The sequence below is a fragment of the Curtobacterium flaccumfaciens genome (genome assembly GCF_004361695.1).
GTDB lineage: Bacteria > Actinomycetota > Actinomycetes > Actinomycetales > Microbacteriaceae > Curtobacterium > Curtobacterium flaccumfaciens_B.
In genome coordinates this window covers 31,388-58,327 of the sequence record NZ_SNVW01000009.1, presented here as the reverse complement: position 1 = coordinate 58,327, position 26,940 = coordinate 31,388, and the positions used below count along the sequence as shown (strand labels likewise).

Sequence of the window (26,940 nt, the reverse complement as noted above, 5' to 3'; positions counted from 1 at the left end):
AGGAACTGCCATGAGCATGGAAGGCGTTGCCTGGAGCTCGCTCTACAAGATCTCCACCGCCCGGGACGGCAAGCACGGCATCTCCCGCGAGTCCGTGCGGCGGATCATGACGTTCGCCGTGCCGTACCGGTCCAAGCTGGTGGTCTTCATCGTCCTCTCCGTCGTGGGGGCGTTCCTGGCCGTCGCGACGCCGGTGCTCGCCGGCCAGGTGGTCGACGTCATCGCTGCTCGGGGCGCGGTCGGCACGATCGTCTGGCTCGCCGTCGTCATCGCCCTCGTCGCGGTCGCCGACGCCGCCACGTCGTTGGTGACCCGCTGGTACTCGGCGCGGATCGGCGAGGGTGTGATCCTGGACCTCCGCACCGCCGTCTTCAACCACGTGCAGAAGATGCCGATCGCGTTCTTCACCCGCACGCGGACGGGCGCCCTCGTGAGCCGCCTCAACAACGACGTGATCGGTGCGCAGCAGGCCTTCAGCGGCACGCTGTCCGGCGTGGTCACGAACGTCGTGGCGCTGATCCTCACCCTGGCCGTCATGCTCAGCACCTCGTGGCTCGTCACGGTGCTCGCGGTGGTCATGCTCCCGGTCTTCCTCATCCCCGCACGCCGGATGGGCAGTCGCCTCGCTGCGCTGCGCCGAGAGGCCGCCGACCACAACTCCGCGATGAGCACGCAGATGACCGAGCGGTTCTCGGCGCCCGGCGCCACCCTCGTCAAGCTGTTCGGCCGCCCCGACGAGGAAGCCGAGGAGTTCCGCGTCCGCGCCGCCCGCGTGCGGGACATCGGGGTCCGCAGCGCGCTCCTGCAGTTCGTCTTCGTCACCGCGCTCACCCTGGTCTCCGCGCTGGCGCTCGCGCTCGTCTACGGGGTCGGCGGTTCCCTCGCACTCGGTGGCCGACTGAACACCGGCGACGTGGTCACGCTGGCCCTCCTGCTCACCCGTCTGTACGCGCCGCTGACCAGCCTCGCGAACGCCCGGGTCGAGATCATGAGCGCCGTGGTGAGCTTCGAGCGCGTGTTCGAGGTGCTGGACCTGAAGCCGCTCATCCAGGAGAAGCCCGACGCCGTCACCGTCCCCGACGGCCCCGTCTCCGTCGAGTTCGACGACGTCCGCTTCGCCTACCCGTCCGCGGACAAGGTCTCCCTCGCTTCCCTCGAAGAGGTCTCCACACTCGACACCCGCGGCGGCGAGGAGGTGCTCCACGGCGTGTCCTTCCGGATCGAACCGGGGCAGACCGTCGCGCTCGTCGGGACGTCCGGTGCCGGCAAGTCCACCATCGCGCAGCTCCTGTCCCGCCTGTACGACGTCGACAGTGGTGCTGTCCGCCTCGCCGGGGCGGACGTCCGCGACGTCACCTTCGCCTCCATGCGGCACACCATGGGCATGGTGACGCAGGACGGTCACCTGTTCCACGAGACCATCCGGTCCAACCTGCGCCTCGCGCGGCCCGGGGCGACGGAGGACGACGTGTGGGACGCCGTGCGCCGCGCGCGGCTCGAGCCGCTCATCCGGTCACTGCCGGACCAGCTCGACACCATGGTCGGTGAGCGCGGCTACCGGCTGTCCGGTGGTGAGCGCCAGCGGATGACCATCGCGAGGCTCCTGCTCGCCCAGCCGCGCGTCGTCATCCTCGACGAGGCCACGGCGGCACTGGACTCGACGTCCGAGGCCGCCGTGCAGGCTGCCCTCAGTGAGGCACTCGAGGGGCGGACGGCGATGGTGATCGCGCACCGCCTCTCCACGATCCGCAGCGCGGACCTGATCCTCGTGGTCGAGGACGGCTCGATCGTGGAGCGAGGCACCCACGAGGAACTGCTGGCCGTGGGCGGACGCTACGAGGAGCTGCACCGGACCCAGTTCGCGGTGCAGAAGAACGTCGCGGCGGACGAGTGACCGCTGCGTGACGGCGAGTCCACAGCCCGCGACGGTGTGGGCGGTGCGCGTCGCTGACGCTCACCGCCCACCCCGCCGTCCCGACCTCGTCAGACTCGTCCAGCGAACCGGTACCGGAAGCCGTCCCCCGTGTTCGCGGTGACGACGACGTCGTAGTAGCCCCACTCGTCGACAGGCCACTCGACGGACTGCTCCGCGTGCCCGGACACGTACGCGGTCGCCTGGTGCGTCACGAAGTCGTTCGCGCGGAGCTCGTAGCGGACCTCTGCTCCGCCGTCGTTCCCGAGCACGACGCGCAACGTCCGCTTCGCCCGGCCCGCCGTGGTGACCGTGGCACGCGGGAGCGCGACGTCCGTCCGGGTGCCCGGCACGACCGTCCCCGCGAAGCGACGGAGGAACCGGTCGGGCCCGTAGACGCTGACGTCGTACCGGCCGTCGGTCGCTGCGGTGTCCCAGGTCCAGGTCGTCGTCGCTCCGGCGGGGAGCGTGTGCGGGTCGGCACGGAACGGCAGTGCGATGTTCGGGTAGACCAGGTGGTTGACGCCCTGCGTGCCGTCGTTCCCGAGGGTCAGGGTGACGGCGCCGGTACGTCGGTCGACCGTGGCGTCGGCGCGCTGCCGGTACGGGAGCGTCCGGTGCTTCGCGGTACCGGTGTGCTGCGCCGGCATCTGCTGCGCACCGATCGCCGGCTGCTCGATCGCGGGCTTCGCGTGGTCGGCGTCCGCTGCGGCGACGAGCTCCTGCGTCTGCGCGAGACCGGGGACGACGTCCGTGCCCGGGATGCTGGTGTCGGGGTGGGCGAAGTCGAAACAGCTCGTGAGGTCGCCGGCCACGGTGCGTCGCCACGCTGAGATGTTGGGCTCGATCACGCCGGTGACCTGCTCGAGGAAGCGGATGACCGAGGTGTGGTCGGCGACCTGCGAGTTGATCCAGCCCCCGCGGCTCCACGGCGACACGATGGTCATCGGAACCCGGGCGCCCATGCCGATCGGGAGCCCGTCCACGAACTCGTCGGGCGTCCCGGTCTCGGGGAACGGCGGTACGACGTGGTCGAAGTAGCCATCGTTCTCGTCGTAGTTGATCAGCAGCACGGTGGAGGCCCAGGTCTCCGGGTTGCTGAACAGCGCCTGCACGACGGCGTTCGTGTAGTGCGCGCCGTAGTCGGGGCTGGCGGCCGGGTGCTCGCACCAACCGTACGGAGCGACGACGTAGGACACGGTGGGCAGGGAGTTCGTCGCGCAGTCCTCGCCGAACTGACTGAGCAGGTACGAGACGTCGAGGCCCTTCCCGGAGTTCGGCTTCCAACCGTCGTGCAGGCCGGCGGCGTCGGCCAGCTGCTTCCGTGACGGATCCGTCGAGGCGAGCGCGTCGTGGTACTGCTGGAACAACCAGAGCGGGTTGTCGCCGTAGTCGCCGACGTACGGGTCGGCGCCGCTGTCCCCGACCTCGTCGTTGGCGTACGTCTTCCACGTCACGCCGGCGTCGTGCAGCCGTTCACCGTACGTGCTCCAGCGGTAGACCGGGTCGTAGTCAGCCGGGTTGTCGGTCGCCGGCCCGCCGGACCCGCCCTGTGGGTTGATCGTGCCGGTCCACTGGTACAACCGGTTCGGTGTCGTCGGTCCGTTGAGGGAGCAGTGGTAGTCGTCGAGGATCGTGAAGGCACGCGCCAACGCGTGCTGGTACGGGATGTCCTCTTCGGTGAAGTACCCCATGGTCTGTGGGCTCTTGGCGTCCACCCACTGGTTCCACGCGCCGTTGTTCCAGGCGGTGTGTCCGCCGCCCCACGAGTGGTCGAGGCCACCCGCGTTCTGGGCGTTGTACTTCGTGGTGTCCAGCCGGAACGGGAGCATGACACCGCCGTCGGTGCGCGCGGCAGCCGGCTGGTGGAAGACGTCGCGACCACCGGGGAGCTCGAGGGCCTGCTTGTCGGAGAAGCCGCGAACGCCGGGCATGGTTCCGTAGTAGTGGTCGAACGACCGGTTCTCCTGCATGAGGACCACGACGTGCTGGACGTCCTTGATCGATCCCGTCCGACGCGCTGCTGCGGTCGCCGCCGATGCGGCGTCCGCGCCACGGCCGAACGCGGAGCCCGCCGCGACACCGGCCATGATCGACGCGGCACCGCCGAGGAGCAGCGACCGCCGGCTGAGGCCTCGCTGGACTCGGCTGGAGTAGGTGGCGTCCGGGGTGAGCGGGGGCGCGGCGGCGAGCCGGACGTCGGGTGCTGCGTGCTCTGGCTTGGAGGAGCTCACGAGGTGCCTTCCTGGTGGGGATCGGGGAGGAGATCGGGGATGGGATCGAGGACGAGGGCCGGACCGCCGTCTGCGGGATGGACGAGAACTCGGCGACGACGGAAGGTGATGAACGCGCCGAGCGCGAGCAGGGCGAGTGCGAGTGCCGCCGTCGCGACGACGGCGCCGGGGCCGGTGAACGCGAGCAGGCCGGCGGGACCCGACCCGAGGGGTGACCCGACCGCCGCCGGTCGCCCCTGGCCCGCACCACTGCCGCCGTGGTGCGGATCGGTTCCACCACCGGACGCACCGCTTCCGCCGTTCCCGGAGCCGTGACCGCCCGCCCCGTGACCGCCCGACCCGGCGTCGTCGTCCGTGGTGAGGACCAGCGTCGCGGCCACCGCGGCACGGTCGGACGTCCACGCGTTCGTGCGAGCGCTCGGCACGGGGAAGCCGTCGACGGCGGTGTGCGCCTCGGTGACGCGGACGGGTCCACCGAACTGGACGGCGTCGGTCCGCCCGATCGTCGCCGGGACGGCGGTGACGTCGGCACGCGTCGGCTCCGGGCTGGCGCTGTGCCCGGAGAACACGTCCGCCGTGCTCCCGGGGTCGCGCGCGACCGAGGGGTTCGCGGTGCGGAATGCGTCGGACAGTCCTGCGCGGGCGAGGACCGTCGTCACTGGCCAGGCGACCGGCCCCACGCCGCAGGTGTCCGCACCGGCCGTCCAGTCGAGGTGTGACGGTGAACGCAGGGCACCGAGGAGGACCACACGCTCCCCGGATGCGACCTGTCGACGGAGCGCACCGGCGAGGGCCACCGCCTGCCGGTGCGTCTCGGTCCCGCGCTGCGCGGCGATCATCGCCGTCGCGCCCGTGGTGCACACCTGGGCAGGGTCGACGGAGTCCACGGCGAGCGCGACGTTCCAGACCGACACCGGGCGGCCTCCCACGGTGACCGTGGACGCGATCGCGGGGACTCCGGCTGGCACGCCGGCACGCGGGGCGATCGCGTACGGCGTGAGCGTGGCGAGGCCGTCAGGGCTCTCCTGCACGTGCCAGTCGAGCACCGCGGCGAGGGCCGCACCCTCCGTCCCGCCGGTGTCCTGCAACGTGAGCAGGTCGATGCGATCGTGGAGCACCGACCGGGCGAGCTTCTCGATCGGATCGTCGACGTGCGCACCGCCGTCCCACGCCTCGAGCGTCTCGACCTTGAGTGTCGGGACGGTCCGAGATGCGGTGACCGGGAACTCGAGGACGATCGTGCCGGTGACCCCGTCGGTGTCCGTCGCGGTCACCGTCACGAGCGCCCGGTGCGGCGGGACCGATCCCGGCGCGGTCCCGGTCACCAGGCCGTCGGGTGCGACGTGCACCCACGCGGGCGCAGCGGTCGCAGCGAACCGGACGGCGCTCGTCGGCGCGCTCCCGTCGACGGCTCGCCAGAGGCCGGCCACCGATCGGTGGACCGCAGCACCGACGGTCGCCGTCGGCTCGACGACGTCGTCCGTGACGAAGTGCGCGGTCGTGGGGGCATCGGAGCCGACGGTCGGCGGTTTGGGCGCGAGCGTGAAGGTGATCGGCGGCGCGAGTCGTTGGTACCCGTCGTGGTAGAGCAGCACCGCGGTGAGCGTCGCTCCGGCGGGCAGTCCCGCCGTCGCGAGGTCGGCGACGCCCGTGGTCGTGGCGGGCACGTAGGTCCACGCGGTCGATGCGCCGTGCGACACGCCGTTCGTCGGCACGGTGGCGGGGTCGGTGTACACGCCGATCCAGTTCGTCGCGTCCGGGGTGGCGGTCGCGAACGAGAAGCGGATGGTCTCCCCGACGTGTGCTCCCGATGATTCGAGGTGGAGCGCCCCGCCGTCCGTCGGGCCGGCGGCGGCGACGGCTGCGCCTCCTCCGGGGAGGACGACACCGGCGAGAGCGATCAGCGCGGAGACGACCGCGAGATGAGGTGAGAGACGCACCCGTGCATGACAGCGGTGGCCGCTGAATCGCGCCTTGACCGCCCGTTGCGACGCGGTGAACGCGGACGGGAGGATCGGACCGACCTGTCCAGGTCCCCGGCCACCGGACCGACACGATCGGTTCCGTTGCAGGCAACTCGACGGCAGCCAGCTGGTCAGGACGCCGTCGGAGGATCGCCTCGTGCTGACCCACTACCGACTCATCGCGGCCGACGTCGCCGATCGCATCCTGCGGGACGAGTTCGACCCGGAGCGCCCGCTGCCGTCCGAACACGCCCTCGCCGCGGACTACGGCGTCGCGCGCGGCACCATCCGGAACGCCCTCACACAGCTGCGTGCGCAGGGCGTCCTCGATGCCCGTCCCGGATCGCGCTGGCGGATCACCACGGCCGAGCAGAGCCAGGACCCCGGCCGGCTCGAGTCGTTCGCACAGTGGGCTCGGGCACGAGGACTCAACCCTGGTGGCCAGGTGGTGTCCGTCGACGAAGTCGTCGCGACCGTCGTCGAGCGTCGACGGCTCAGGGCAGAACCCGGCGAACGCGTCCTGCACGTCACCAGGATCCGGTCGCTGGACGGCCGAGACGTCATGGTCGAGCGCAGCACGTACCCCGCGTGGATGGCCGAGATCATCCGCTCGATGCCCGACTGGCAGTCCTCGGTCGCAGCCGCCATGGAGGACCGGTTCGGTGTGACCATCGCCTCCGCGGAGAGCACGATCGACGCGGTCGCCGCGTCCGCAGCCGATGCCGCGTACCTCCGGGTACCCGAAGGCTCGCCGTTGCTGCGCTCGCTGCGGCTCAGCGCCGGCGCGGACGGACGGCCCATCGAGCTCGGGGACGACCGGTACGTCGCCGGCGCGGTCGCCTTCCGCGTCCACTCAGGTCCGCACGCGTCGCACTAGTCGGTGGTTGAGCGAGCCGTGGAAACGGGGTTGAGTGGGAGCATGACGACGACGTCGGTGTTCGAACAGGTCCCGAGCGATGAGTGGTTGGCGCACAACGCCTTGACGTTCGCGATCCGCGACGCGCACCCGGTCTCGCCCGGGCACACCCTGGTCATCCCCAAGCGGCCCATCGTGAGCTGGTTCGACGCGACGGTGGCGGAGGTCGCCGCGATGGCGGAGCTCGTCTCAGCCGTGAAGGAGCATCTCGACGAGGCGCACCATCCGGACGGGTACAACGTCGGGTTCAACGACGGAGCAGCAGCCGGCCAGACCGTCTTCCACGCGCACGTGCACGTCATCCCCCGGTTCGTCGGGGACGTCGCATCACCCGCCGGCGGTGTCCGGCACGCGCTGGTCGGACGGGGTGCAGCGGTGCACACGATCCACTTCCACCGGAAGCACCACGAAGCGATGATGACCGGCGAGAAGGTCACCACCGTTCGGTGGAACGAGTCCGTACCGGTGGGATCGGCGGTCTTCGTCTTCGACGAGCACCCGACGGCGGAGGCCGTCGCCGGCACCGTGACCGCCGTGCAGCAGTACCGCCTCGACACCCTCACGGCCGAACAGGCACACCAACCGCCCGGAACCGACATGCACCGCTTCGCGCAGCAGCTCCGGGAGAACTACTACCCCGACATGCCCTCGGACGCGGTGGTCGAGGTCGCCGAACTGACCATCACGCCGTCCCGGTAGCGGGTCGGCTTCTGGACGTGGACTAGATGAGGTTCAGGGCGTCCAGGAAGTCGGCGTCCGAGTCGTCGGTGAGTTCGGCGTTGCCACGCCACGGGAGGCGCTTCGTCGCCCAGGCGAGGAAGCTCTCCGAGGTCGGGGTGACACGCTGCGACAACGGTGCCGCGTCCGGGGCGAGCGCCGAGACGACGATGCGGTCGTCCTGCGGCTCCAGCTGCCTCCGGCCGCCACCCGGGCCGCCGAGGTCCAGTTCGAGCGGCCCGTGCAGAGTCCGGGCGAGACCGGGTAGCAACCGGCCATGAAGCCCACTCATCCGGCCTCGACGCGCACGCACCGACTGCCGGCCGGTGCTGAGCGTCATCGCAGCCGCGGGCGGTCTCCTCCCCGGCGTCACGGTCATCGCGACGGCTGCGCTGCGTCTCCTCGCTTCCGAGCTCGCCCCCCGACCGGCGATCCGCGATCGCGACGGCGTCAGTGCGTGTGGCGGTGGTGGCTGTCGGGGTAGTGCTCGTGCGTGTGGGTGATCGGCTCGTGGGTGTGCTCGTGCCGGTGCCAGGTCCCTGCGGCGACGGGTTCGGCATGCTCGTGCTGGTGGTGCTCGTCGTGGTGGTGCCAGTGGTCGTGGGTGATGGCCTCGTGGGTGTGCTCGTGTTCGTGTCGCTCGGTGAGGTGGAGCCAGATGCCGACGGCCATGAGGATGCCGGCGATGACGAGGGGCACGGTCACGGGTTCGCCGAGCACGATCGCGAGGACGGCGCCGAAGAACGGCGCGACCGAGTAGTAGGCGCCGGCGCGGGCGGTGCCGACGTGGCGGAGTGCGACGATGAAGAGCACCAGGCTCACGCCGTAGGCGAAGAACCCGACCACCATCGCAGCGGCGACGTTCCCGAGGGCGGGCAGCTGCGCGCCGAGGATGAATGCCAGGACCAGGTTGACGGGTCCGGCGACCCCACCCTTGACGGCGGCGAGCCACGACGCGTCGTGGATGGCGACCTTCCGGGTGAGGTTGTTGTCGATGCCCCACGACAGGCACGCGCCGAGGATCGCCAGCGACGGCCAGGCGCTGCCGAACTCGATCCCGGCCGGGACGGTCAGCACGACGGCTCCGGCGACGATGGCGAGCATCCCGAGTGCGATGCGGCGGTCGAAGTTCTCGCGGAACACGAACCAGGCCAGCAGTGCGGTCGCGACGCCCTCGGCGTTGAGCAGCAACGACGCCCCAGAAGCGGGCGTGTTCACCAGGCCGATCAGCAGGAGTACCGGCCCGAGGACGCCGCCGAACAGGATCGCACCGGCGAGGGGCAGACGCTCGTCTCGAGCGAGGTGCACGCGCGGCGACAGTCGGACGAGTCGGATGAGACCGAGCCCGAGGCCCGACCCGGTGTAGAGCAGTCCGGCGAGCATGAACGGGCTGACCGAATCGAGGAGCAGCTTCGCCGCCGGGGTCCCCGCCCCGAAGAGCACCGCGGAGAGCAGCGCAGCCTGGACGCCGCGGCTACGCAGTGCGGTCGGCACGCGAGGCTCCGTCGTGGTGGTGGGCTGGGGTGCGGTCGAGCTGGTGCTCGGCCTGGAAGATCGCGTCCGACACGAGCTGTCGGGCGTGCTCGTTCGTCAGCCGGTAGAAGACCCGAGTGCCCTCCTGTCGAGTGGCGACCACGCGAGCCAGGCGCAGCTTGGCGAGGTGCTGCGACACCGCGGCCGGGGACTTGCCGACCTGCGCGGCGAGGTCGTTCACAGGCAGTTCGCCGCCGGAGAGCGCCAGCACGATCCGCACCCGGGTCGCATCGGCGAGCATGCTGAACACCTCGACCGCCAGTTCGACGTACTCGTTGTCGACGTGACGGCCGCACCTGCTATCTGCATCCATACGCAGATTCTTGCATGTCCACCCGACCAACGGGCTCTCCTGGTCGAGCCGTTCGAACACCCGACCACCGGCCGAAGTACCGTGGCCGCATGGACTGCTTCGCGAGCTGGCGCACGCGCGACTGAAGGGACGGCACGGCCGTCGATCCCCCTCCACCCCGATCCCGGGGTGGAGCCTTCAGACTGCTCACGAACGAGGTACGACAATGCACATCCGCGACTGCACACCGCTCGACCTGCCCGCGCTGACCGAGTTGACGATCGAGACCTTCCGGCCGCTGCTCGCCGGCTCGCTCGTGCAGCTCCGACCCGACGTGACCGCACACGACCACGGGCACTGGGAGGACGACTACCGGCACGAGGTACCGTCCCTGCTCGCGCCCGACGACGGTCGGTTCATCACCCTGGCGGAGGAGGACGGCCGACCCCTCGGGTACGTCGGCTGGAACACCACCGGGGACTCGGGGCGACTGGAGATGGTCGCCGTCCACCCCGATGCCCGACGTCGAGGCGTTGCGCGGGCCCTGTGCTCGGCGGTGCTGCGGAGACTCGAGCAGCAGGGCGTCACGGTGGTGCACATCGGTACCGGGGGTGACGAGTTCCACGCTCCGGCACGAGCGCTGTACGAATCCCTCGGCTTCGTGCCGTACCCGACGGTCGACTACGCCCGGGCGCTCGGGGACGGGTCGGGAGGACAGCGGGAAACGACTGGCACGGAGTCGTCGACGGTGGGCCCTGCCGGGATCGAACCGACGACATCCACGGTGTAAACGTGGCGCTCTACCAGCTGAGCTAAAGGCCCTCGTCCACGATCCTACGGTGTCGCCGCGACGTGCCCAACGGCACGAAGCGGCGCGGACCGCCCCGACCACCGCGCGCCGACCACCGGACACCGACGCACGGCCCGGTCCCCAGCACCGCAGGTACGCTCTCCCCCGTGAACGGTGTCGGGGTCCTCGACGAAGCCGGGCGGCTCCGTCTCATCGGCGCGGGCGTGACGGGTGCGGCGTTCGCCGTGGTCCTCGTCATGCTCGTGCTGTCCTCGTGGACCGAGGCGACGACCACCGTGCTGGTCTCGGTGGGCATCCCCACGGCAGCCGTCGGAGCCGCGATCGGTGTCGTGCTGCAGCGCCGCGCGTGGCGTGCCGAGGGCGGCTACGAACGCTCGATCGCCGTCCGCGAGTGGATCGCGGACGGGGCGATCCCGGCCGGGGTACCGGCGGACCAGTGGATCCCGGCTGTGCAGGCCCAAGCCGACCGCGAGGGTGCGGGCTGGGGCAAGGTCGTGCTCGGTGTGCTGTGGATCGCGATGACGTGGTCGATGCGCGACCAGCACGGTGCCGTCATCACGACGGTGCTCATCCTGCTGTGGAGCGCGATGGCCCTGTGGGCCGCCGTCTGGGTCATCCCGCGCGCCCGCGCAGCACGGGCGCTCCTGCGCCGCGGCGTCTCCACGATCGGCTGAACGGACCGACCGAACGGCCCGACCGACCGAACCACCCGAAGGCCGCCGAACCGCCCGACCGACCGAACCGCCCGCCCCACCGCCTGAACAGCACGCCTGACCCGCTGACTACGCTCGACCCCATGCAGAGTCGCACCCTCGGTCGCACCGGCCGCGAAGTCTCCCCCGTCGGCCTCGGCACCTGGCAGTTCGGCGGTGACTGGGGCCCGGTCTCGGAAGCGGACGCGAACGCCGTCATGGACGCCTCCGTCGAGTCCGGCGTCACCCTCTTCGACACCGCCGACGTCTACGGCGACGGCCGCAGCGAGCAGCTCATCGGCACATGGCGTGCCGCGAACCCCGACGTCCCGCTGACGATCACGACGAAGATGGGCCGCCGCGCCGAGCAGGTCCCCTCGAACTACGTCGCCGCGAACTTCCGCGAGTGGGTGGACCGGTCGCGGCGGAACCTCCGGCAGGACACCCTCGACCTGGTGCAGCTGCACTGCCCGCCGACCCCGGTCTACGAAGACGACGCGGTCTACGACGCCCTCGACGCGCTGGTCGCCGACGGCTCCGTCGCCGCCTACGGCGTCAGCGTCGAGACCACCGACCAGGCGCTCACCGCGATCGCCCGGCCCGGCGTCGCGACCGTCCAGATCATCCTCAACGCGTTCCGGCTGAAGCCGCTGGACCGCGTGCTGCCGGCGGCCCGGGAGGCAGGGGTCGGCATCCTCGCGCGCGTCCCGCTGGCATCGGGGTTGCTGTCCGGCAAGTACACGACGGAGACGTCGTTCGCCGAGGGCGACCACCGCAACTACAACCGGCACGGCGAGGCGTTCGACCAGGGCGAGACCTTCAGCGGCGTCGACTTCGACGACGGCGTGCAGGCGGCGCAGACGTTCGCTGCCTCGCTGCCGGACGCGGTGTCCGTCCCCCAGGCCGCCATCGCGTGGGTCATCGCGCAGGAGGGCGTGACCGCGGCGATCCCGGGCGCGCGCAACCCGGAGCAGGCCCGGTCGAACGCCGGCGCGGGCGACCTGCCGGAGGTCCCAGGGCTCGACGAGACGGTCCGCGAGCTCTACGACCAGTGGTTCCGCGCGAGCGTGCACGACAAGTGGTGAGGTCGTCCGTCGTCGGGCTGGCGCTGGCGGTGCTCACCGTCCTGGCGCTGCTCTCCGGTGGCACGACCTCGGCGGCCGGCACGACCCGGACCGCTCCCCCGTGGCCGGCTCCGACGGCGCTCGCCGAACGCGCCGACGCGGCGGGGCTCCGGAACGTGTGGGGTGAACGCCTCGCCGAGCACGTGCACACGCACCTGACGATCCTCGACGGCCAGGCCCCGGTCACCGTCCCGGCGAACGTCGGGCACTCGGACGAGCAGCGCTTCGCCGCGCAGCTCCACACGCACGACACGTCGGGCATCCTGCACGTCGAGTCGCCGACCCGGCAGACCTTCACGCTCGGGCAGTTCTTCGACGAGTGGGGTGTGCCGCTGAGCGCCTGGCGCGTCGGTGGCCTGCGCGGCGAGCTGACGGTGTGGGTGGACGGGCGCCGATTCATCGGCGACCCCCGCTCGATCGCGCTGACGAACCGCCGCGAGGTCGTGCTCGCGGTGACGTCCGTCGGCGAGGTGCCGCACCTGCCCCCGGCGTTCGACTGGCCGCCCCAGTACCGCTGACGGCTCCCGCGACGTCGGGCCGTGTGTCAGTTGCGTGTCGGATCGCTCGGCGCAGCCGTGCGGATCCGCCGCACCACGCCGGCACGACCGGCGGTCGTCGCCGCACGGCTGCCACGAGCGCGCCCTAGCGTCCCGGTCATGCGAGCGATCCCCTCCCACCGCCCCTCCGACCTCGACGACGCCCCGCAGCGGGACGACCTGGTCGTGGTCCTCCTCGAGGTGGCGATCGCCGTCGTCTTCGCCGGCATCATCGGCCTCGCACTGCTCTGGGTCGGCTGAGCACGCAAGTCGGCTGAGCCGACCCGACCCGCGGAGCCCACCCGGGTGGGCTCCGCGGGGACCGTTGCGCGGCCCTGGTCGCGACCACCCCGGGCCGGGAGGCGCGTGGCGGCTCCGCACCGCGCCTCCAGGCCGTCCGCTGGTCACGCTGGGCGGTGGGCCGCTCCCCGCGGGTCGCCTCAGCGCTGCGGCGCGCGGCGCAGCTCGACCGTCGCGACGGCGCCGTGGTCGGTGTTCGCGAGCCGGAGCACGGCACCGAAGGCGGCCAGGTGCTGCAGCACGATGGCGAGCCCGATGCCGGACCCGCCGTGCGAGCCGAGCGCCCCGAACCGCCGGGGACCGTCGCGCAGGACGTCGTCCGGGAACCCCGCGCCGCTGTCGGTGACCGTCACGGACGCCCCGTCGACCCGCACGACGACCGGCTGCTCCCCGTGCCGTTCCGCGTTCGCCACGAGGTTCGTCAGCGCGCGCCCGAGGTGCTCCACGTCGACGAGCACCCGCGCCGACTCGCCCGGTGCGAATCGCACCCGCTCGTCGAGGCCCTCGGCGTGCAGGACGTGCTCGACGGTCGGTGCCAGGTCCGCCGGCACCGACCGCACCTGCCCGGCCTCGTGTGCGGCGCGGGACAGGTGGAGCAGGTCGTCGAGCAGCTGGCGGAGTCGCGCGGCGACCCGGCGCACGCGCTCGGCGTCCGGGCCGTCCGGCAGGAGTTCGGCGGCACCGACGAGCGCCGTCACGGGCGTCCGCATGTCGTGTGCGACCTCGGCGCTGATCGCCCGCTCGTGGTCGAGGCTCCGGGCGAGCGCGGCGGCGGTCTCCGCGAGCCCGCGGGACAGGACCGCGACCTCGTCGTCCCCGCGGACCTCGGCGGGGGCGCGGCCGGCGACGGTGTCGTCCACGGTGCGGGCGGCACGCCGCAGCCGCGCGGTCAGCCGTCCGGCGGCGATCCACGAGCCGGCGGCGGCGAGCACGGCCGCGAGCACCGCGGCGAGCACGAACGTGCGCTGCAGGTTCGCCCACTGGGTCCGGAGTGCGGTGTTGTCGACCCGGGTGGCGATGACGCCGGAGGCCTGCTCCCGCGCCGCCCACATCCAGGTGCCGTCGTCGTAGGTCGCGGTGGAGCCGCGGCCGATCGCGGTGCGGAGGGCGGCGGGCAGGACGGACGGGTCGTCGGTCGCCCGTGACGGCAGCGCGCCACCGAAGGACTGGGTGGCGATGGTCTCGTCGAGCTGGGTGAGCGCCTGCTGCCGGAGCTGCTCGGTCGCGTCGTCGATGGCGGTGTGCGCGAACACCGCGCCCGCGGCGACGACGAGCGTGGTGGCGAGGACCGTCATCGCGGCCGCCGTACGGAACCGGAGCGACCGCCACCACGGGGTGCGCTCGGTCGGCGCGGTCGGCTGCCGGACCGTGCTCGAGGCAGAGGTCCACGTCGCGGGGGTGCCGGTCACGAGGGCGCGACCTCGATCCGGTAGCCGAAGCCGCGCACCGTCTCGATGACGTCGGGGCCGAGCTTCCGGCGGAGCCGCTGCACGTTGGTGTCGACGATGCGCGGGTCCTGCCACGTGCTGTCCCACGCCATCGCGATGACCTGCTCGCGGCTCAGCACCGCGCCGCGGTTCCGGAGCAGGGCCTCGAGCACCCGGAACTCCACGGAGCTGAGCGGCACGAGGGTGCCCGCGCGGTCGACCCGGCGCCCGGTGACGTCGATGCGGACGTCGCCGACCGTCGTCACCTCGGTCGCCGGACCACGGCGGCGGCGGAGGACGGCGTGCAGCCGGGCCGACAGCACGTCGGCGTCGAACGGCTTCGTGACGTAGTCGTCGGCGCCGGCCGCGAGCCCCTGCACCTCGTCGACGGGCAGGCTGCGGGCGGTGAGGAGGACCACCGGGACGCCGAGGGCGGTGAGCCGTCCGGTCAGGTCGAGGCCGTTCAGCCGCGGCATCGCGACGTCCACGACGGCGACGTCCGGCAGCTCGACGTCGACCGCTTCGAGTGCCTCGACGCCGTCGGCGGTGGGGGTGACGCGCCAGCCGCGACGGAGGAGCAGCAGCTGGGTGGTCTCACGGACGTCGGCGTCGTCCTCGGCGAGCAGCACCAGCGGGGACGGCCCACCGTTCGCGGTGCTGTGTGCCGGGGCGTTGTGTACGGGGCTGGGCGGGGTCATGGTCGCTCCTGGTCGCTGACGAACCCGAGGTCGCCCCACAGGAAGTGCATGGTCGGACGGACCGCCCACGCCGGTCGGTGGGTGGCGAAGGTGATGCTGAGCCGCTGGTACCGCTGCACCTCGCCGACGCGCGTTGCGCCGTCGAACCGGACGGCCACCGGGTACGCCGTCACGGTCCCCCCGGCGCAGTCGCAGGGGTTGTCGGTGAGGACGCCGGTCGCGGCCGCGTCCTCGTCGCCCCACGACGACCACACCAGGTTCTCCAGGCGCTGGTCCGAGGACTCGCACCAGATCGGCACGGACGACGGCTCGGCGACCGCCTGCTCACCGCACCCGGCGTAGTACGCGGGCGCGAGTGCGAGCACGGCTGCCCGGGGTGCGGTGTCCTGCGGGGCCGGCGCCGCCATCGCGGACACCGCCACGACGAACACCGCGACGACGGCGAGCGCGGTGGCGACGATGCCGGCGGTGCGGGGACGGAAGGGGATGGTCACGGTGCGAGCCTGGTTCCCCTCGGTGTCCGTCGCGCTGCAGCGATGTGTCAGTTCCGTCACAGATCGTCGCACGTCCGCGTGCGGATGGACGACGTCCGGGCGCTCCGGGGCAGGCTGGCACGACACCGCAGCGAGACGTGGCGGGCCTACCGTCGGACTCCGTCGCGAGCAGCCGCTCGCAGGAAGGGAAGACCGCCCCCGTGAAGTGCACCACCCCGAACCTCCTGGCCGTGCTGGCGTCCGCCGCACTGGCGTCCGTCGCCCTCGTCGGGTGCGCGAGCACCACCACCCCGGCCGACGCCTCCGGCAGTGGCCCGACGGCGTCGGCGACCACCGCTGCCTCGACGTCGACTGCCCCCACCACGACGGCACCGCAGACGACGGCCCCGACGACGGCGCCGACCACGGCCGCGCCGACGCCGACGTTCCCCACCGGGCAGCCGCCGCGACCGGGCCGGCAGGACCAGTACCCGAACGCGTCCACGGTCCCCGGGCTCACCGCGGCGATCAGCGCCGCGGAGCACCCCGGCCTGCAGATCTGCGACGGCGACCTCGCCTCCCTCGTCACCGCCTCGGGCGACCTCCGGGGTGACGGCGGGACGCAGTACCTCGTCGACACGACGTGCTCGCTCGCGACCGGCAGCTCGCCGGACGAGGTCGCGCTCTACGACGTGCACCGCGGCACCACCGCGCGGAGCGCCGTGCTGTCGGAGTTCACCGCGAACCGGCCGAAGCCGAGCTCGTACCCGTACCTCTGGGAGGGGCACACCGTCGTCCTCGCCTACGACCAGGGCACCAGGTACCGGCTCATCCAGCTGACGCCCGACGCCGTCGTCCCGGGGGTCGTGCAGGCGTTCCGCTGACGGTGCCCGCTGCGTCGCCCGCTGTGTCGCCGTAGCCTGCTGCCATGACCACCATCCGCACGGGGACCGACCTCGCCGCCGTCGAGGACGTCATCGCCGGCATCGACGCGCACGGCGAGCGGTACCTGTCCCGGGTGTTCACCGCCGCGGAGCGCGCCGACGCCGGCGACGACCCGGAGCGCCTGGCGGCACGGTTCGCCGGCAAGGAGGCGGTGGTCAAGCTCCTCCGGCCCGACCGCTCGGACGCGGTCCCGCTGACGGACGTGGCGATCCTCCTCGACGCGGCCGGCGCCCCGGTGGTCGCGCTGCGCGGCCGGGCAGCGGCCCTCGCCGAGGCGATCGGGTGCGACACGATCGCCGTCTCCCTGGCGCACGAGCGCGGGTTGGCGGTCGCGACCGCGGTGGCGCTGACCGCCCGCTGAGCGCCTTCCTGCACGACCGCACAGCAACGCCGGACCACGTGCGGCTTCGCGCACCCGCACGGCGGTTTTCCGGGCGCCCGCGGTCCTTATCGTTGCGGGCATGCACCAGGACCAGACCACCGCAGCGACCGCCGTCGCACTCGCCACCCCGACGACCGAACTGGCCGTCCGCCGAGCTCTCGCCGACCACGGGCGCCTCAGCACCGACGCCATGGACGTGGCGTCCATCGCCGACCTGTACGCCCTCGGGCTGACGTCGCACGCGACCGTGAACGTGATGCTCGCGGTGGAGAACGAACTCGACGTGGAGTTCCCCGACGCCGTGCTGAACCGTTCGACCTTCGCGACCATCGAGTCGATCACGGCGGCCGCGGAGCTGGGCGCGTGACCGCGCCGGTCCTCGACCGGACGACCACCGCGGCCGCCACCGGACCGGACGCGACGACGCAACCGGACGCGACCACGGCAGGGGCACCGGCAGCGTCGCCGGCCCTCACCGCCACGACCGACCGCTTCGCCGCACGCACGGCTCTCGTCGCCGAGGTCGCCGCGCACTTCGCCGACGAGGTCGACCGCGACGCACGTCCCCCGCGCGAGGCCATCGCCGCGATGAAGGAGCACGGCCTCCTCGCCGCCGCGGTCCCGGTGTCGCTCGGCGGCGAGGGCGCGACCCTCGCCGAGCTCTCCGTCATCGCGACCGAACTCGGCCGCGCGTGCGGTGCGACCGCGATGGTCTTCGCGATGCACCAGGGCCAGGCGATGGCCCTCTGGCGGCACGGCGGTTCCGCCCCCGGTGTCACCACGATGGTCGAGGCCGTCCGCGCGGGCGCCCTCGTCGCCTCGTCGACGACCGAGAAGGGCATCGGCGGCGACGCCCGCCGGAGCACCTGCGCGATCGAGGTCGACGACGCGGGCCGGATCCGGCTCCGCAAGGACGCCCCGGTGATCTCGTATGCGACCGAGGCGGACGCGATCCTCGTGACCGCCCGCCGTGACCTCGACGCCGCGGCCTCGGACCAGCGTCTCGTCGTCTGCCTGCCGTCGGAGACCACCCTGACCCAGACCTCGACGTGGGACACCCTCGGGCTCCGCGGCACGTGCAGCAACGGCTGGGTGCTCGACACCGAGACCCACGAGGACCGGATCCTCCACGACGACTACGCCGTGATCTCCGCCCGCACGGTCCTGCCGGTGTCGCACGTCCTCTGGGCCTCGGTCTGGCTCGGCTTCGCCGCCGAGGCCGCCGACCGTGCCCGACGCGCGGTCCGCAAGCAGGCCCGCGCCGCGGTGGGCCAGACCCCGCCCGGAGCCCTCCGGCTCGCCGAGGTCCTCGTCGACCTGCAGGCGCTGGCCGACGCCGTGCGGCACGCCGCAGACCGCTTCGACGCGGTCGCGGACGACCCCGAGGTCCTCGAGTCGACGGCGTACGCCCTCGCCGCGAACGCGCTGAAGATCAGTGCGTCCGAGCGGGTCACCGACATCGTCACGAAGGCGATGCGGATCGTCGGCATCGCCGGCTTCGCCGCCACCGGGCCGCTCAGCGTGGCCCGCCTCCTCCGGGACTCGCACGGTGCCGCCGTCATGGTGAGCAACGACCGTCTCCTGCAGAACGACGCCGGACTGGCACTCATGACCGGAGCGATCCTGTGACCATCACCGAACCGACCACCAGCACCGAGCCCACCACGGGCACCACCGCCACCGACCTCGACGCCGCCCGCGCGGAACTCCGCGCCCGCCTGCTCGACGACGGTGTCCTGCTCGACCTCGGCTCCCCCGGTCTGTACGGCCGCTCCGGCGTCTTCGAGCGCGTCTACCAGGCGGTCGACGCCGCCGGCGTCCGGAACCAGGCCGACCTCGACGCCGAGGTGCTCCGCTTCCCGCCCGTCGAGCCGCTCGCGGCCTTCGAGCGCACGGACTACATCGCGTCGTTCCCCGACCTCGCCGCGTCGATCTCGGCGTTCACGGGCGACGACCGCACGCACCGCGCCCTGCTGGCGGCCCGGGAGCGCGGCGACCGCTGGGAGTCGTTCCTCGAGCCCGCGGACCTCATGCTCACCCCGGCCGTCTGCCACCCCCTCTACGGCATGCTCTCGGGTGCGCTCCCGCCGGGAGGACGGACGTTCGACATCCTCGGCGACTCCTTCCGCCGGGAGCCCTCCCTCGACCCGATGCGGCTGCAGTCCTTCCACATGCACGAGTTCGTGCACGTCGGCACGCCGGACAGCGCGCGGGAGCACCGCGACGGTCGCATCCCGGTGATGCGAGCGCTGCTCGAGTCGTTCGGCCTCGAGGTCGACGTCGTCCCGGCCAACGACCCGTTCTTCGGCCGCGTCGGACAGATGCTCGCCCGGAGCCAGGTCGAGCAGGCGCTCAAGTTCGAGTTCGTCACCCCGGTGTACGGCGACGACCACCCGGCGACCGCGATCGGCTCGGCGAACCTGCACGAGGACCACTTCGGCACCTCGTTCGGCATCCGGAGCGCCGACGGCGGGGTCGCGCACAGCGCCTGCGTCGCCTACGGCCTCGAGCGCACCACGATCGCGCTGTTCGCCGCGCACGGCACGGACCCCGACACCTGGCCGGCGGACGTCCGCACGGCCCTCGCGCTGTGAGCACGCACCACGGCTGGTCGGGTCACCCGGCACTCCGCGTCGCCCTCCAGCTGCCGCCCGCGGCACGTGCGGGCGTCGTGATCTGCCCGCCCCTCGGACAGCAGGGCGTCATCGCGTACCGCACGCTGCGGCTGCTCGCCGACGGCCTGGAGGCGCGTGGCGTGGCCTCGGTGCGCTACGACCCGTCCGGACGTGGAGACGCCGCGCCCGACGGTGCTCCGGACGCGCAGGTCCGGTCCGCCCGGCACGCCGCAGCCCTGCTGCGGTCCAGTGGCATCGACCACGTCGTCTTCGTCGGACTCGCGTCCGCCGCGCTCGTCGCCGCCGCGGCGGCCGACGACACCGACGGCCTGGTCGTCTGGGACGCCCCGGCCTCCGGTCGCGCCTGGCTGCGCGGGCAACGCGCCCTCGCGACGATGACCATCGGCCTCGACCGCGTGGTCGACGGTGTCGAGAGCCTGGTCGGGATCGACCTCGACCCCGACGAGGCCGCCGCGCTCGGTGCGCTCGGGTTCGCGCCGCGGTCCGGGCCGACCGTCGCCCTGGTCCGCCCCGGTGCCACGGCGCCGCGGGCCCTCGGCGCGGTGCCGACCGTCGAGGTCGACGGCAGCGCCGAACTCCTCGACGGCACGAGCATCATCGCGGTGATCCCGAGCGCCGCGGTCGCCACGGTCGTCGACCAGGTGGACGCCTGGGTGCCCGAGGCCACGGTGCCGACGGTCCTGCCGCCGCTCACCGAGGTGCTCGACGTCGACGCCCGCGTGTCCGAGCGGATCGTGCAGCTCGGCCCGGACGCCCTGTTCGCGGTCGAGACCGTCGCCTCCGGTCAGTCCGAGGACGCCCCGGTCGTGGTGCTGCACAGCGGTGCCGCGGAGCACCGGGTCGGCGCGTCCGACTACCAGGTCGCCCTCGCCCGGGCACTCGCCCGCGACGGTGCCCGGGTGGTCCGCCTCGACCGACGCGGCACCGGCGAGAGCACCCCGGTCCGCGCCGACGAGCGGTCGTTCCTCTTCACCCAGGAGTGGGTCGACGACCAGTCGGCCGTCGTCGCCGCCCTCGCTGTACCGGCCGAACGGCTCGCCCTCGTCGGCATGTGCGCCGGCGCGTGGCTCGCCGGCCGGGCGTCGGAGGAGTCCCCGCGGCTCGTCGTCGAGATCAGCCCGAACGACTACCGGCGGCAGGCCGCTGCTCCCGGTTCGTACGCCGACGGCGCACGCTCGGTCGCGCAGCCGTCACCGGCACGCCTGCGCATCCGCGGCTGGTACAACACGATCGTCCCGAAGGTCGTACGGGACCGCGTGGCACGCCGTGACCGTGCCGGCGGTGTCGCCGGCCACGTGCGGCCCCTCGTCGAGCACGGCATCGAGGTCGTGCTCATCACGTCGCCCGGCGACGCCGAGCTGTTCGACCAGCTCGGCGGGCAGCGGGCCGAGCGCAGGTGGGCCGGGCAACTCCGGGTCGTGCGGGTGCCCGAGGGCGACCACTCGCTGTTCTCGCCGGTGATGCGCGAGGCGGTGCTCGCCGCGGTCCGCGCCGAGGTCGCCGCAGTGTTCCCCGTGCCGGTGTTCCCCGCGCACGCCTGACGGTCAGGCGAGGTCGAGCACCCGGGCGACGGCGCCCGGGTGCTCGACGTGCGCGAAGTGTCCGCAGTCGTCGAGCAGCACCGTGCGCACCTGCGGCAGGAGGTCGGCCAGGGCGTCGAGGTCGGACACCCGGGCGAACACGTCGTCGCGCCCGGCGATCGCCGTGACCGGGCACGTCACCGACCGCCACCGGTCGAGGTCGTAGCCCGCGGCCGACCGTGCGGCAGCAGTGAAGCCGGTCGGCCGGAGCTCCTCGACGAAGGCGTCGAGGACGCTCGGGTCGAGCCGTCGCACGTGCGTGAAGACCGGCGACGCCACGAGCGGCAGGAGACCGACCCGGGCGATCCCGCGGAGCACCGGGCGTGCTGTCTCGCCGGTGATCGCCAGGCCCGCACGCAGGAGCGTGAAGGCCGGCAGGGTCCGGAGGCCGCGCAGCGGGTGCCGTGCGGCGTCGGCGGTGGCCACCGTCGTGCCGGACACGAGGGCGACGGAGCGGACCCGAGCGGGTTCGGTCAGCGCGAGGTGCATCGCGACGAAGGCGCCCATCGAGTGCCCCACCACGTCGACGGACCCGACCCCGAGGGCGTCGAGGACGGCGGTCAGCGCGCGTGCGGACCCGTCGACGTCGAGCGGTTCGGCAGGCGCCGGCGAGGATCCCCACCCCGGCAGGTCGACGAGCACGAGCCCGCGATCGTCGAGGCGGTCGGCAACAGCGTGGTCGGCACGGTCCGCGGCTCCCTCGGCGGCGCGGAGCAGCGGCGTCCACGTCGTCCACGAGCCGGCGACGCCGTGCAGCAGCAGGAGCGGATCGCGACCCGCCCGGTGGTGCACGACCACGGGGCCGTCGGCGGTCGGCACGACCGTCCGCGTCAGCCGCCAGCGATCGGGGTCGGCGACGACCGGGAACGGGGCGTACCCGTCGGGACCGACCGCGTCGACGCGACCACTGGGGTCGAGCGCGACCGCACGCTCAGGCGAGTCCGTGTCGATGGCGTGCACCGTGCCTCCAGTCAGACAGACGCGACAGCGTCTTCCCGGAGGGTTCGGAACGCTAGCCGACGGCGACGGGTGCGGCGCAGGCGGCGAGGCGGTCGAGCGCCGCCTTGTACTCGGTGACGTCGCGGGCGACGCCGGGCTCCGAGATGATCGATGCCTTGATGCGGCCCTGCACGTCGATGACGAAGGTCGCGCGGTTCGCGAAGCCCTTCTGCTCGAGGAAGACGCCGTACTCCTTCGAGACCGCGCCGTGCGGCCAGAAGTCGGCGAGCAGCTCGAAGTCGTAGCCGTTCGTCTGGGCGAACGAGCGGAGTGTCGCCTTCGAGTCGACGGAGATGCCGACGAGTTCGACGCGCTGGTCCTGGAACATCGCGATGTTGTCCTGCAGGGCGCAGAGCTCGTTCGTGCACGTGGACGAGAACGCGAGCGGGAAGAAGACGAGTGCGACCGGGCGGACACCGCGGAAGTCGCTGAGGCGGACGTGCTCCCCGAACTGGTTGGGGAGTTCGAAGTCCGGCGCGAGTGAGCCGATCTCCAGAGCCATCAGTGCGTTGCTTCTTCCTCGGGCGTGGGGTGTGCCCGGTGTCGTCGTGCACGCACGGATCGCGTGTGCACGATCGGCAATCGTACGCCGACGACATCCGAATGCAAGCACCTGTCCACCTGCGCGTCACCATCAGGCTGCGCGTCGGCGGTGGGGCCTAGAGTGGACGAGGCCCCACCGCCGGTCGCGACCCGATCGATCGGTGGACCACCTATGTCCACCACCACGAGAACGAACGAGGTCAAGGGTGACGGTGAACGACCAGGACCCGTACAGCCACGGCAGCAGCGACCAGGACCCGGAGGAGACCGCCGAGTGGCGTGAGTCCCTCGACGGACTGGTGCAGACCCACGGCCACCAGCGTGGCCGCGAGATCATGCTCAGCCTGCTCAAGCGGTCCAAGGAACTGCACCTCGGTGTGCCGATGGTCCCGACCACGGACTACGTGAACACCATCGCGCCGGAGAACGAACCGGAGTTCCCGGGCGACGAGGAGCTCGAGCGCCGCTACCGCCGGTGGATCCGGTGGAACGCCGCGATCACCGTGCACCGCGCACAGCGCCCCGGCATCGCGGTCGGCGGCCACATCTCGACGTACGCGTCGAGCGCCGCCATGTACGAGGTCGGCTACAACCACTTCTTCCGCGCGCAGGACCACCCGTCCGGCGGCGACCAGGTCTTCTTCCAGGGCCACGCGTCCCCCGGCATGTACGCCCGCGCGTACATGGAAGGGCGTCTCGACGAGGACCAGCTCGACGGCTTCCGGCAGGAGAAGTCCCACGCCGGCGGCGGGCTGTCGTCGTACCCGCACCCGCGCCTCATGCCGCAGTTCTGGCAGTTCCCGACCGTGTCGATGGGCATCGGCCCGATCAACGCGATCTACCAGGCGCAGCAGGCGAAGTACCTCTCCAACCGCGGCATCAAGGACGCCTCCGACCAGCAGGTCTGGGCCTTCCTCGGTGACGGCGAGATGGACGAGGTCGAGTCCCGCGGGCAGCTCCAGGTCGCCGCGAACGACGGCCTCGACAACCTGAACTTCGTGATCAACTGCAACCTGCAGCGGCTCGACGGTCCGGTGCGCGGCAACGGCAAGATCATCCAGGAGCTCGAGGCGTTCTTCCGCGGTGCGGGCTGGAACGTCATCAAGGTCGTCTGGGGCCGCGAGTGGGACGACCTGCTCGCCCGCGACACCGAGGGCGCGCTCCTCAACCTGATGAACCAGACGCCGGACGGCGACTACCAGACGTACAAGGCCGAGAACGGCGCGTACGTCCGCGAGAACTTCTTCGGGCGCGACCCGAAGGCGCTCGAGCTGGTCAAGGACTACTCCGACGACCAGATCTGGAACCTCAAGCGCGGAGGCCACGACTACCGCAAGGTCTACGCCGCGTTCAAGGCCGCGACCGAGCACAAGGGCCAGCCGACCGTCATCCTCGCGAAGACGGTCAAGGGCTACGGCCTCGGCCCGAGCTTCGAGGGGCGCAACGCGACGCACCAGATGAAGAAGCTCACGCTCGACAACCTCAAGCAGTTCCGCGACGAGATGCGCATCCCGATCTCCGACGCGCAGCTGGAGGAGAACCCCTACACGCCGCCGTACTACCACCCGGGCAACGACGACGAGGCGATCCAGTACATGCACGAGCGCCGGCGCGAGCTCGGCGGGTACGTGCCGGAACGTCGGACGAAGTACACCTCGATCACCCTCCCCGAGGACTCGAAGTACCAGGTCGTCAAGAAGGGCTCCGGCAAGCAGGAGATCGCCACCACCATGGCGTTCGCCCGACTGCTCAAGGACCTGCTCCGCTCCCCCGACTTCGGCGACCGCGTGGTCCCGATCATCCCGGACGAAGCACGCACGTTCGGCATGGACGCGTACTTCCCGACGGCGAAGATCTACAACCCGAACGGCCAGCACTACACGTCGGTCGACCGCGAGCTCCTCCTGGCCTACAAGGAGAGCCCGCAGGGCCAGATCATCCACGTCGGCATCAACGAGGCGGGCGCCCTCGCGGCGTTCACCGCGGTCGGCACCTCGTACTCGACGCAGGGCGAGCCGCTCATCCCGGTCTACGTCTTCTACTCGATGTTCGGGTTCCAGCGCACCGGCGACGCCATCTGGGCCGCCGGCGACCAGATGGCCCGTGGCTTCATGATCGGCGCCACCGCCGGTCGGACGACGCTGACCGGCGAGGGCCTGCAGCACGCCGACGGCCACTCGCTGCTCCTCGCGACGACGAACCCGGCCGTGGTGTCCTACGACCCCGCGTACGGCTACGAGATCGGGCACATCGTGCAGGCCGGCCTCGACCGGATGTACGGCACGAACGAGGACGGCTCGCCGAAGCACGCCGACCCGAACGTCATGTACTACCTGACGGTCTACAACGAGCCGATCGTCCAGCCGGCGGAGCCCGAGGGCATCGACGTCGAGGGCATCGTCAAGGGCATGTACCTGCTCAAGCGGAGCGAGCACGACGGCCCGAAGGCCCAGCTGCTCGCCTCCGGTGTCGCGGTGCCGTGGATCCTCGAGGCCCAGCAGCTCCTCGCCGAGGACTGGGGCGTCGCCGCCGACGTGTGGAGCGTCACGAGCTGGGGTGAGCTGTACCGCGACGGTCTCGACGCGGAGCAGCACGCGTTCCTCAACCCGAACGAGGCCCCGCGCACGCCGTACGTCACCGAGCGTCTGCTCGGCACCGAGGGTCCGGTCGTCGCCGTGAGCGACTTCATGCACCAGGTGCAGGAGCAGATCCGCCCGTTCGTGCCGACCGACTACGCCACGCTCGGCGCCGACGGCTTCGGCTTCTCGGACACCCGCCCGGCCGCTCGCCGCTTCTTCCACATCGACGGCCCCTCGGTCGTCGTGCGGACGCTGCAGCAGCTCGCCCGCCAGGGCAAGGTCGACAGCGCGCTCGTCCAGCAGGCGATCGACAAGTACCGCCTGCACGACGTGACCGCCGGCACCACGGGCAGCGCCGGCGGCGAGAGCTGATCACCCGGTGACGACACCCCGCACCGACCCTGCCGCGGGCCAGCAGAGCGACCGTGAACGGGCGCTCTCCTGGCTCCGGCAGGTGTCGGGCGAACTCTCGACCGCGACCATCAAGCGGCTCGAGGACACCCTTCCCTGGTACAGCGAGATGCCCCCGGGTCGACGGTCCGCCGTGGGCCTCGTGGCGCAGGCCGGCATCACGTCGTTCATCTCGTGGCTCGAGGGCAGCGCGTCCACCCCGTGGATCGCCGCCGCCGACGTGTTCGGCTCCGCTCCCCGCGAGCTCCTCCGTTCGGTGAGCCTGCAGCAGACGCTGCAGCTCATCCGCGTGGTCGTCACCGTCGTGGAAGAGCGCGCCAAGGACGACGAGATGCTGCAGGAGGCGATCCTCAAGTACTCGCGGGACATCGCCTTCGCCGCGGCCGACGTGTACGCCCGGGCGGCCGAGGCCCGCGGGCTCTGGGACGCCCGACTCGAAGCACTCGTGGTCGACTCGATCCTCTCCGGCGAGTACGACGACGAACTGCCGTCCCGCATCGCGGCGCTCGGCTGGCACGGCCACGGCGAGGTCTCGGTGCTGGTGGGCAACGCCCCGAAGCAGCTCGAGGTCGACCAGATCCGCCGCACCGCCCGCCACATGGACGCCGACGTGCTCATCGGCGTGCAGGGGTCGCGGCTCGTCGTGGTCATCGGCCGTGCGACCCCGCGCGACGACGTCCCCGAGGGCGAGGAACCCGTCTCGTTCACCGCGATCGCGCAGGCGCTCGAGCCCTCGTTCGGCGAAGGGCACCTGGTCCTCGGCAACGAGGTCCCCGGCGTCGTCGACGCGTCGACCAGCGCGAAGGGCGCCCTCGCCGGGTTCGCCGTCGCGCGGGCCTGGCGCGGCGCTCCCCGGCCGGCACTCGCCGACGACCTGCTGCCGGAGCGTGCGCTGGCGGGCGACCCCCTCGCCCGCTCCGCCCTCGTGCAGCGCATCTACGTCCCGCTGAAGGACCAGTCGACGGAGCTCCTCCAGACGCTCTGGTGCTACCTCGACACCGGGCGGTCGCTCGAGGCCACCGCCCGAGAGCTCTTCGTCCACCCGAACACGGTGCGCTACCGGCTCCGCCGAGTCGCCGACATCATCGGGTGGGACGCCACGCACGCGCGTGACGCCCTCATCGTGCAGTCGGCGCTCATCCTCGGCGCGATGTCCGAGTCGACGGCCGGTCGGCGACGCCTGCCGCGCCGACGGTGAACACGGCGGCGCGGGCGGTCACGTCCCGCTCGGCCGGC

26 protein-coding genes and 1 tRNA gene are annotated in these 26,940 nt (G+C 72.3%); 16 read left to right on the top strand and 11 right to left on the bottom strand.

What is annotated here, in order from left to right; genetic code table 11:
• The first annotated feature begins 10 nt into the window (after positions 1 to 10).
• Complete coding sequence (locus EDF64_RS12920) at positions 11 to 1,894, top strand: ABC transporter ATP-binding protein (protein WP_133520392.1); 1,884 nt, start codon at positions 11 to 13, stop codon at positions 1,892 to 1,894.
• A gap of 89 nt (positions 1,895 to 1,983) precedes the next feature.
• Here the strand turns inward: EDF64_RS12920 and EDF64_RS12915 are convergent, their stop codons facing one another.
• A complete protein-coding gene (locus EDF64_RS12915) occupies positions 1,984 to 4,146 on the bottom strand; it encodes a phosphocholine-specific phospholipase C (protein WP_133520391.1) in 2,163 nt (720 codons plus the stop codon).
• Positions 4,143 to 6,086 carry a putative Ig domain-containing protein gene (locus EDF64_RS12910; RefSeq protein ID WP_133520390.1) on the bottom strand — a complete coding sequence of 648 codons (1,944 nt, stop codon included), beginning with the start codon at positions 6,084 to 6,086 and terminating at the stop codon, positions 4,143 to 4,145. Before EDF64_RS12910 ends, EDF64_RS12915 begins: the two co-directional genes overlap by 4 nt.
• Before the next feature lie 181 nt (positions 6,087 to 6,267).
• Between EDF64_RS12910 and EDF64_RS12905 the strand changes: the two genes are divergently transcribed.
• Positions 6,268 to 6,987, top strand: a complete 720-nt coding sequence (locus EDF64_RS12905) for a GntR family transcriptional regulator (RefSeq protein ID WP_133520389.1) — start codon at positions 6,268 to 6,270, stop codon at positions 6,985 to 6,987.
• A gap of 42 nt (positions 6,988 to 7,029) precedes the next feature.
• Positions 7,030 to 7,725, top strand: coding sequence for an HIT domain-containing protein (locus EDF64_RS18525; RefSeq protein ID WP_243736382.1), 696 nt, complete (start codon positions 7,030 to 7,032; stop codon positions 7,723 to 7,725).
• A 22-nt stretch (positions 7,726 to 7,747) separates the two neighbouring features.
• Here the strand turns inward: EDF64_RS18525 and EDF64_RS12890 are convergent, their stop codons facing one another.
• The 3 genes from EDF64_RS12890 to EDF64_RS12880 form a co-directional block, all read right to left on the bottom strand.
• A complete protein-coding gene (locus EDF64_RS12890; protein ID WP_133520388.1) occupies positions 7,748 to 8,035 on the bottom strand; it encodes a hypothetical protein in 288 nt (95 codons plus the stop codon).
• 158 nt (positions 8,036 to 8,193) lie between these two features.
• Entirely contained in the window at positions 8,194 to 9,237 is a 1,044-nt protein-coding gene (locus EDF64_RS12885) for a DMT family transporter (RefSeq protein ID WP_133520387.1), read from the bottom strand.
• Positions 9,218 to 9,589 carry an ArsR/SmtB family transcription factor gene (locus EDF64_RS12880; RefSeq protein WP_133520386.1) on the bottom strand — a complete coding sequence of 124 codons (372 nt, stop codon included), beginning with the start codon at positions 9,587 to 9,589 and terminating at the stop codon, positions 9,218 to 9,220. The genes EDF64_RS12885 and EDF64_RS12880 overlap by 20 nt, the downstream gene beginning before the upstream one ends.
• Positions 9,590 to 9,794: 205 nt before the next feature.
• On the opposite strand from EDF64_RS12880, the gene EDF64_RS18675 reads away from it, so the two are divergent.
• Positions 9,795 to 10,358, top strand: coding sequence for a GNAT family N-acetyltransferase (locus EDF64_RS18675; RefSeq protein WP_133520480.1), 564 nt, complete (start codon positions 9,795 to 9,797; stop codon positions 10,356 to 10,358).
• Here EDF64_RS18675 and EDF64_RS12870 read toward each other — a convergent pair.
• Positions 10,318 to 10,390: transfer RNA gene (locus tag EDF64_RS12870), tRNA-Val, on the bottom strand. The two genes, EDF64_RS18675 and EDF64_RS12870, sit on opposite strands and share 41 nt — an antisense overlap.
• Positions 10,391 to 10,525: 135 nt before the next feature.
• Here EDF64_RS12870 and EDF64_RS12865 point away from each other — a divergent pair.
• From EDF64_RS12865 to EDF64_RS18260, 4 genes are all read left to right on the top strand, one after another.
• Positions 10,526 to 11,053: a hypothetical protein gene (locus EDF64_RS12865; protein WP_133520385.1), complete on the top strand. Its 528-nt coding sequence runs from the start codon at positions 10,526 to 10,528 to the stop codon at positions 11,051 to 11,053.
• A 122-nt stretch (positions 11,054 to 11,175) separates the two neighbouring features.
• A complete protein-coding gene (locus EDF64_RS12860) occupies positions 11,176 to 12,156 on the top strand; it encodes an aldo/keto reductase (RefSeq protein WP_133520384.1) in 981 nt (326 codons plus the stop codon).
• Complete coding sequence (locus tag EDF64_RS12855) at positions 12,153 to 12,713, top strand: hypothetical protein (RefSeq protein ID WP_133520383.1); 561 nt, start codon at positions 12,153 to 12,155, stop codon at positions 12,711 to 12,713. Before EDF64_RS12860 ends, EDF64_RS12855 begins: the two co-directional genes overlap by 4 nt.
• A gap of 138 nt (positions 12,714 to 12,851) precedes the next feature.
• A complete protein-coding gene (locus EDF64_RS18260) occupies positions 12,852 to 12,992 on the top strand; it encodes a hypothetical protein (protein ID WP_166645730.1) in 141 nt (46 codons plus the stop codon).
• A 179-nt stretch (positions 12,993 to 13,171) separates the two neighbouring features.
• On the opposite strand, the gene EDF64_RS12850 is transcribed toward EDF64_RS18260, so the two are convergent.
• From EDF64_RS12850 to EDF64_RS12840, 3 genes are read right to left on the bottom strand one after another with little or no spacing between them, the layout of a single operon-like run.
• Positions 13,172 to 14,440: a sensor histidine kinase gene (locus EDF64_RS12850; RefSeq protein WP_133520382.1), complete on the bottom strand. Its 1,269-nt coding sequence runs from the start codon at positions 14,438 to 14,440 to the stop codon at positions 13,172 to 13,174.
• Positions 14,437 to 15,156, bottom strand: a complete 720-nt coding sequence (locus EDF64_RS12845) for a response regulator transcription factor (RefSeq protein ID WP_133520381.1) — start codon at positions 15,154 to 15,156, stop codon at positions 14,437 to 14,439. The genes EDF64_RS12850 and EDF64_RS12845 overlap by 4 nt, the downstream gene beginning before the upstream one ends.
• Entirely contained in the window at positions 15,153 to 15,650 is a 498-nt protein-coding gene (locus EDF64_RS12840) for a hypothetical protein (protein ID WP_133520380.1), read from the bottom strand. Before EDF64_RS12840 ends, EDF64_RS12845 begins: the two co-directional genes overlap by 4 nt.
• A gap of 200 nt (positions 15,651 to 15,850) precedes the next feature.
• Between EDF64_RS12840 and EDF64_RS12835 the strand changes: the two genes are divergently transcribed.
• The 6 genes from EDF64_RS12835 to EDF64_RS12810 all read left to right on the top strand — a co-directional run bounded on the left by EDF64_RS12835 (position 15,851) and on the right by EDF64_RS12810 (position 21,133).
• On the top strand, positions 15,851 to 16,513 hold the full coding sequence (locus EDF64_RS12835; protein WP_133520379.1) for a hypothetical protein: 663 nt from the start codon (positions 15,851 to 15,853) through the stop codon (positions 16,511 to 16,513).
• Positions 16,514 to 16,557: 44 nt separating this feature from the next.
• Positions 16,558 to 16,935 carry a holo-ACP synthase gene (locus EDF64_RS12830; protein WP_133520378.1) on the top strand — a complete coding sequence of 126 codons (378 nt, stop codon included), beginning with the start codon at positions 16,558 to 16,560 and terminating at the stop codon, positions 16,933 to 16,935.
• A 100-nt stretch (positions 16,936 to 17,035) separates the two neighbouring features.
• Positions 17,036 to 17,323: an acyl carrier protein gene (locus tag EDF64_RS12825; RefSeq protein ID WP_133520377.1), complete on the top strand. Its 288-nt coding sequence runs from the start codon at positions 17,036 to 17,038 to the stop codon at positions 17,321 to 17,323.
• On the top strand, positions 17,320 to 18,585 hold the full coding sequence (locus EDF64_RS12820) for an acyl-CoA dehydrogenase family protein (RefSeq protein ID WP_133520376.1): 1,266 nt from the start codon (positions 17,320 to 17,322) through the stop codon (positions 18,583 to 18,585). The genes EDF64_RS12825 and EDF64_RS12820 overlap by 4 nt, the downstream gene beginning before the upstream one ends.
• Entirely contained in the window at positions 18,582 to 19,550 is a 969-nt protein-coding gene (locus EDF64_RS12815) for an amino acid--[acyl-carrier-protein] ligase (RefSeq protein ID WP_208108907.1), read from the top strand. The genes EDF64_RS12820 and EDF64_RS12815 overlap by 4 nt, the downstream gene beginning before the upstream one ends.
• Complete coding sequence (locus EDF64_RS12810) at positions 19,547 to 21,133, top strand: alpha/beta fold hydrolase (protein ID WP_133520375.1); 1,587 nt, start codon at positions 19,547 to 19,549, stop codon at positions 21,131 to 21,133. Before EDF64_RS12815 ends, EDF64_RS12810 begins: the two co-directional genes overlap by 4 nt.
• A 3-nt stretch (positions 21,134 to 21,136) precedes the next feature.
• Here EDF64_RS12810 and EDF64_RS12805 read toward each other — a convergent pair whose 3' ends face one another.
• Together EDF64_RS12805 and EDF64_RS18255 are read right to left on the bottom strand one after the other, a co-directional pair.
• The gene (locus EDF64_RS12805; RefSeq protein ID WP_166645729.1) at positions 21,137 to 22,132 is read right to left on the bottom strand and encodes an alpha/beta fold hydrolase; all 996 of its coding nucleotides are present in this window, start codon (positions 22,130 to 22,132) and stop codon (positions 21,137 to 21,139) included.
• 52 nt (positions 22,133 to 22,184) lie between these two features.
• Positions 22,185 to 22,673 carry a peroxiredoxin gene (locus EDF64_RS18255; protein ID WP_166645728.1) on the bottom strand — a complete coding sequence of 163 codons (489 nt, stop codon included), beginning with the start codon at positions 22,671 to 22,673 and terminating at the stop codon, positions 22,185 to 22,187.
• Between the two features lie 247 nt (positions 22,674 to 22,920).
• Between EDF64_RS18255 and aceE the strand changes: the two genes are divergently transcribed.
• Both aceE and EDF64_RS12795 read left to right on the top strand, forming a co-directional pair.
• Complete coding sequence (gene aceE, locus EDF64_RS12800) at positions 22,921 to 25,665, top strand: pyruvate dehydrogenase (acetyl-transferring), homodimeric type (RefSeq protein ID WP_133520373.1); 2,745 nt, start codon at positions 22,921 to 22,923, stop codon at positions 25,663 to 25,665.
• Positions 25,666 to 25,672: 7 nt separating this feature from the next.
• Positions 25,673 to 26,902: a PucR family transcriptional regulator gene (locus tag EDF64_RS12795; RefSeq protein ID WP_133520372.1), complete on the top strand. Its 1,230-nt coding sequence runs from the start codon at positions 25,673 to 25,675 to the stop codon at positions 26,900 to 26,902.
• Positions 26,903 to 26,940 lie beyond the last annotated feature (38 nt).

Excerpts from the sequence above, each read along its gene's own strand:
- EDF64_RS12920 (WP_133520392.1), top strand. The coding sequence starts at position 11 with ATGAGCATGGAAGGCGTTGCCTGGAGCTCGCTCTACAAGATCTCCACC.
- EDF64_RS18525 (WP_243736382.1), top strand. The coding sequence starts at position 7,030 with ATGACGACGACGTCGGTGTTCGAACAGGTCCCGAGCGATGAGTGGTTG.
- EDF64_RS12890 (WP_133520388.1), bottom strand. The coding sequence starts at position 8,035 with ATGAGTGGGCTTCATGGCCGGTTGCTACCCGGTCTCGCCCGGACTCTG.
- EDF64_RS12880 (WP_133520386.1), bottom strand. The coding sequence starts at position 9,589 with ATGGATGCAGATAGCAGGTGCGGCCGTCACGTCGACAACGAGTACGTC.
- EDF64_RS18675 (WP_133520480.1), top strand. The coding sequence starts at position 9,795 with ATGCACATCCGCGACTGCACACCGCTCGACCTGCCCGCGCTGACCGAG.
- EDF64_RS12860 (WP_133520384.1), top strand. The coding sequence starts at position 11,176 with ATGCAGAGTCGCACCCTCGGTCGCACCGGCCGCGAAGTCTCCCCCGTC.
- EDF64_RS18260 (WP_166645730.1), top strand. The coding sequence starts at position 12,852 with ATGCGAGCGATCCCCTCCCACCGCCCCTCCGACCTCGACGACGCCCCG.
- EDF64_RS12845 (WP_133520381.1), bottom strand. The coding sequence starts at position 15,156 with ATGACCCCGCCCAGCCCCGTACACAACGCCCCGGCACACAGCACCGCG.
- EDF64_RS12830 (WP_133520378.1), top strand. The coding sequence starts at position 16,558 with ATGACCACCATCCGCACGGGGACCGACCTCGCCGCCGTCGAGGACGTC.
- EDF64_RS12825 (WP_133520377.1), top strand. The coding sequence starts at position 17,036 with ATGCACCAGGACCAGACCACCGCAGCGACCGCCGTCGCACTCGCCACC.
- EDF64_RS18255 (WP_166645728.1), bottom strand. The coding sequence starts at position 22,673 with ATGGCTCTGGAGATCGGCTCACTCGCGCCGGACTTCGAACTCCCCAAC.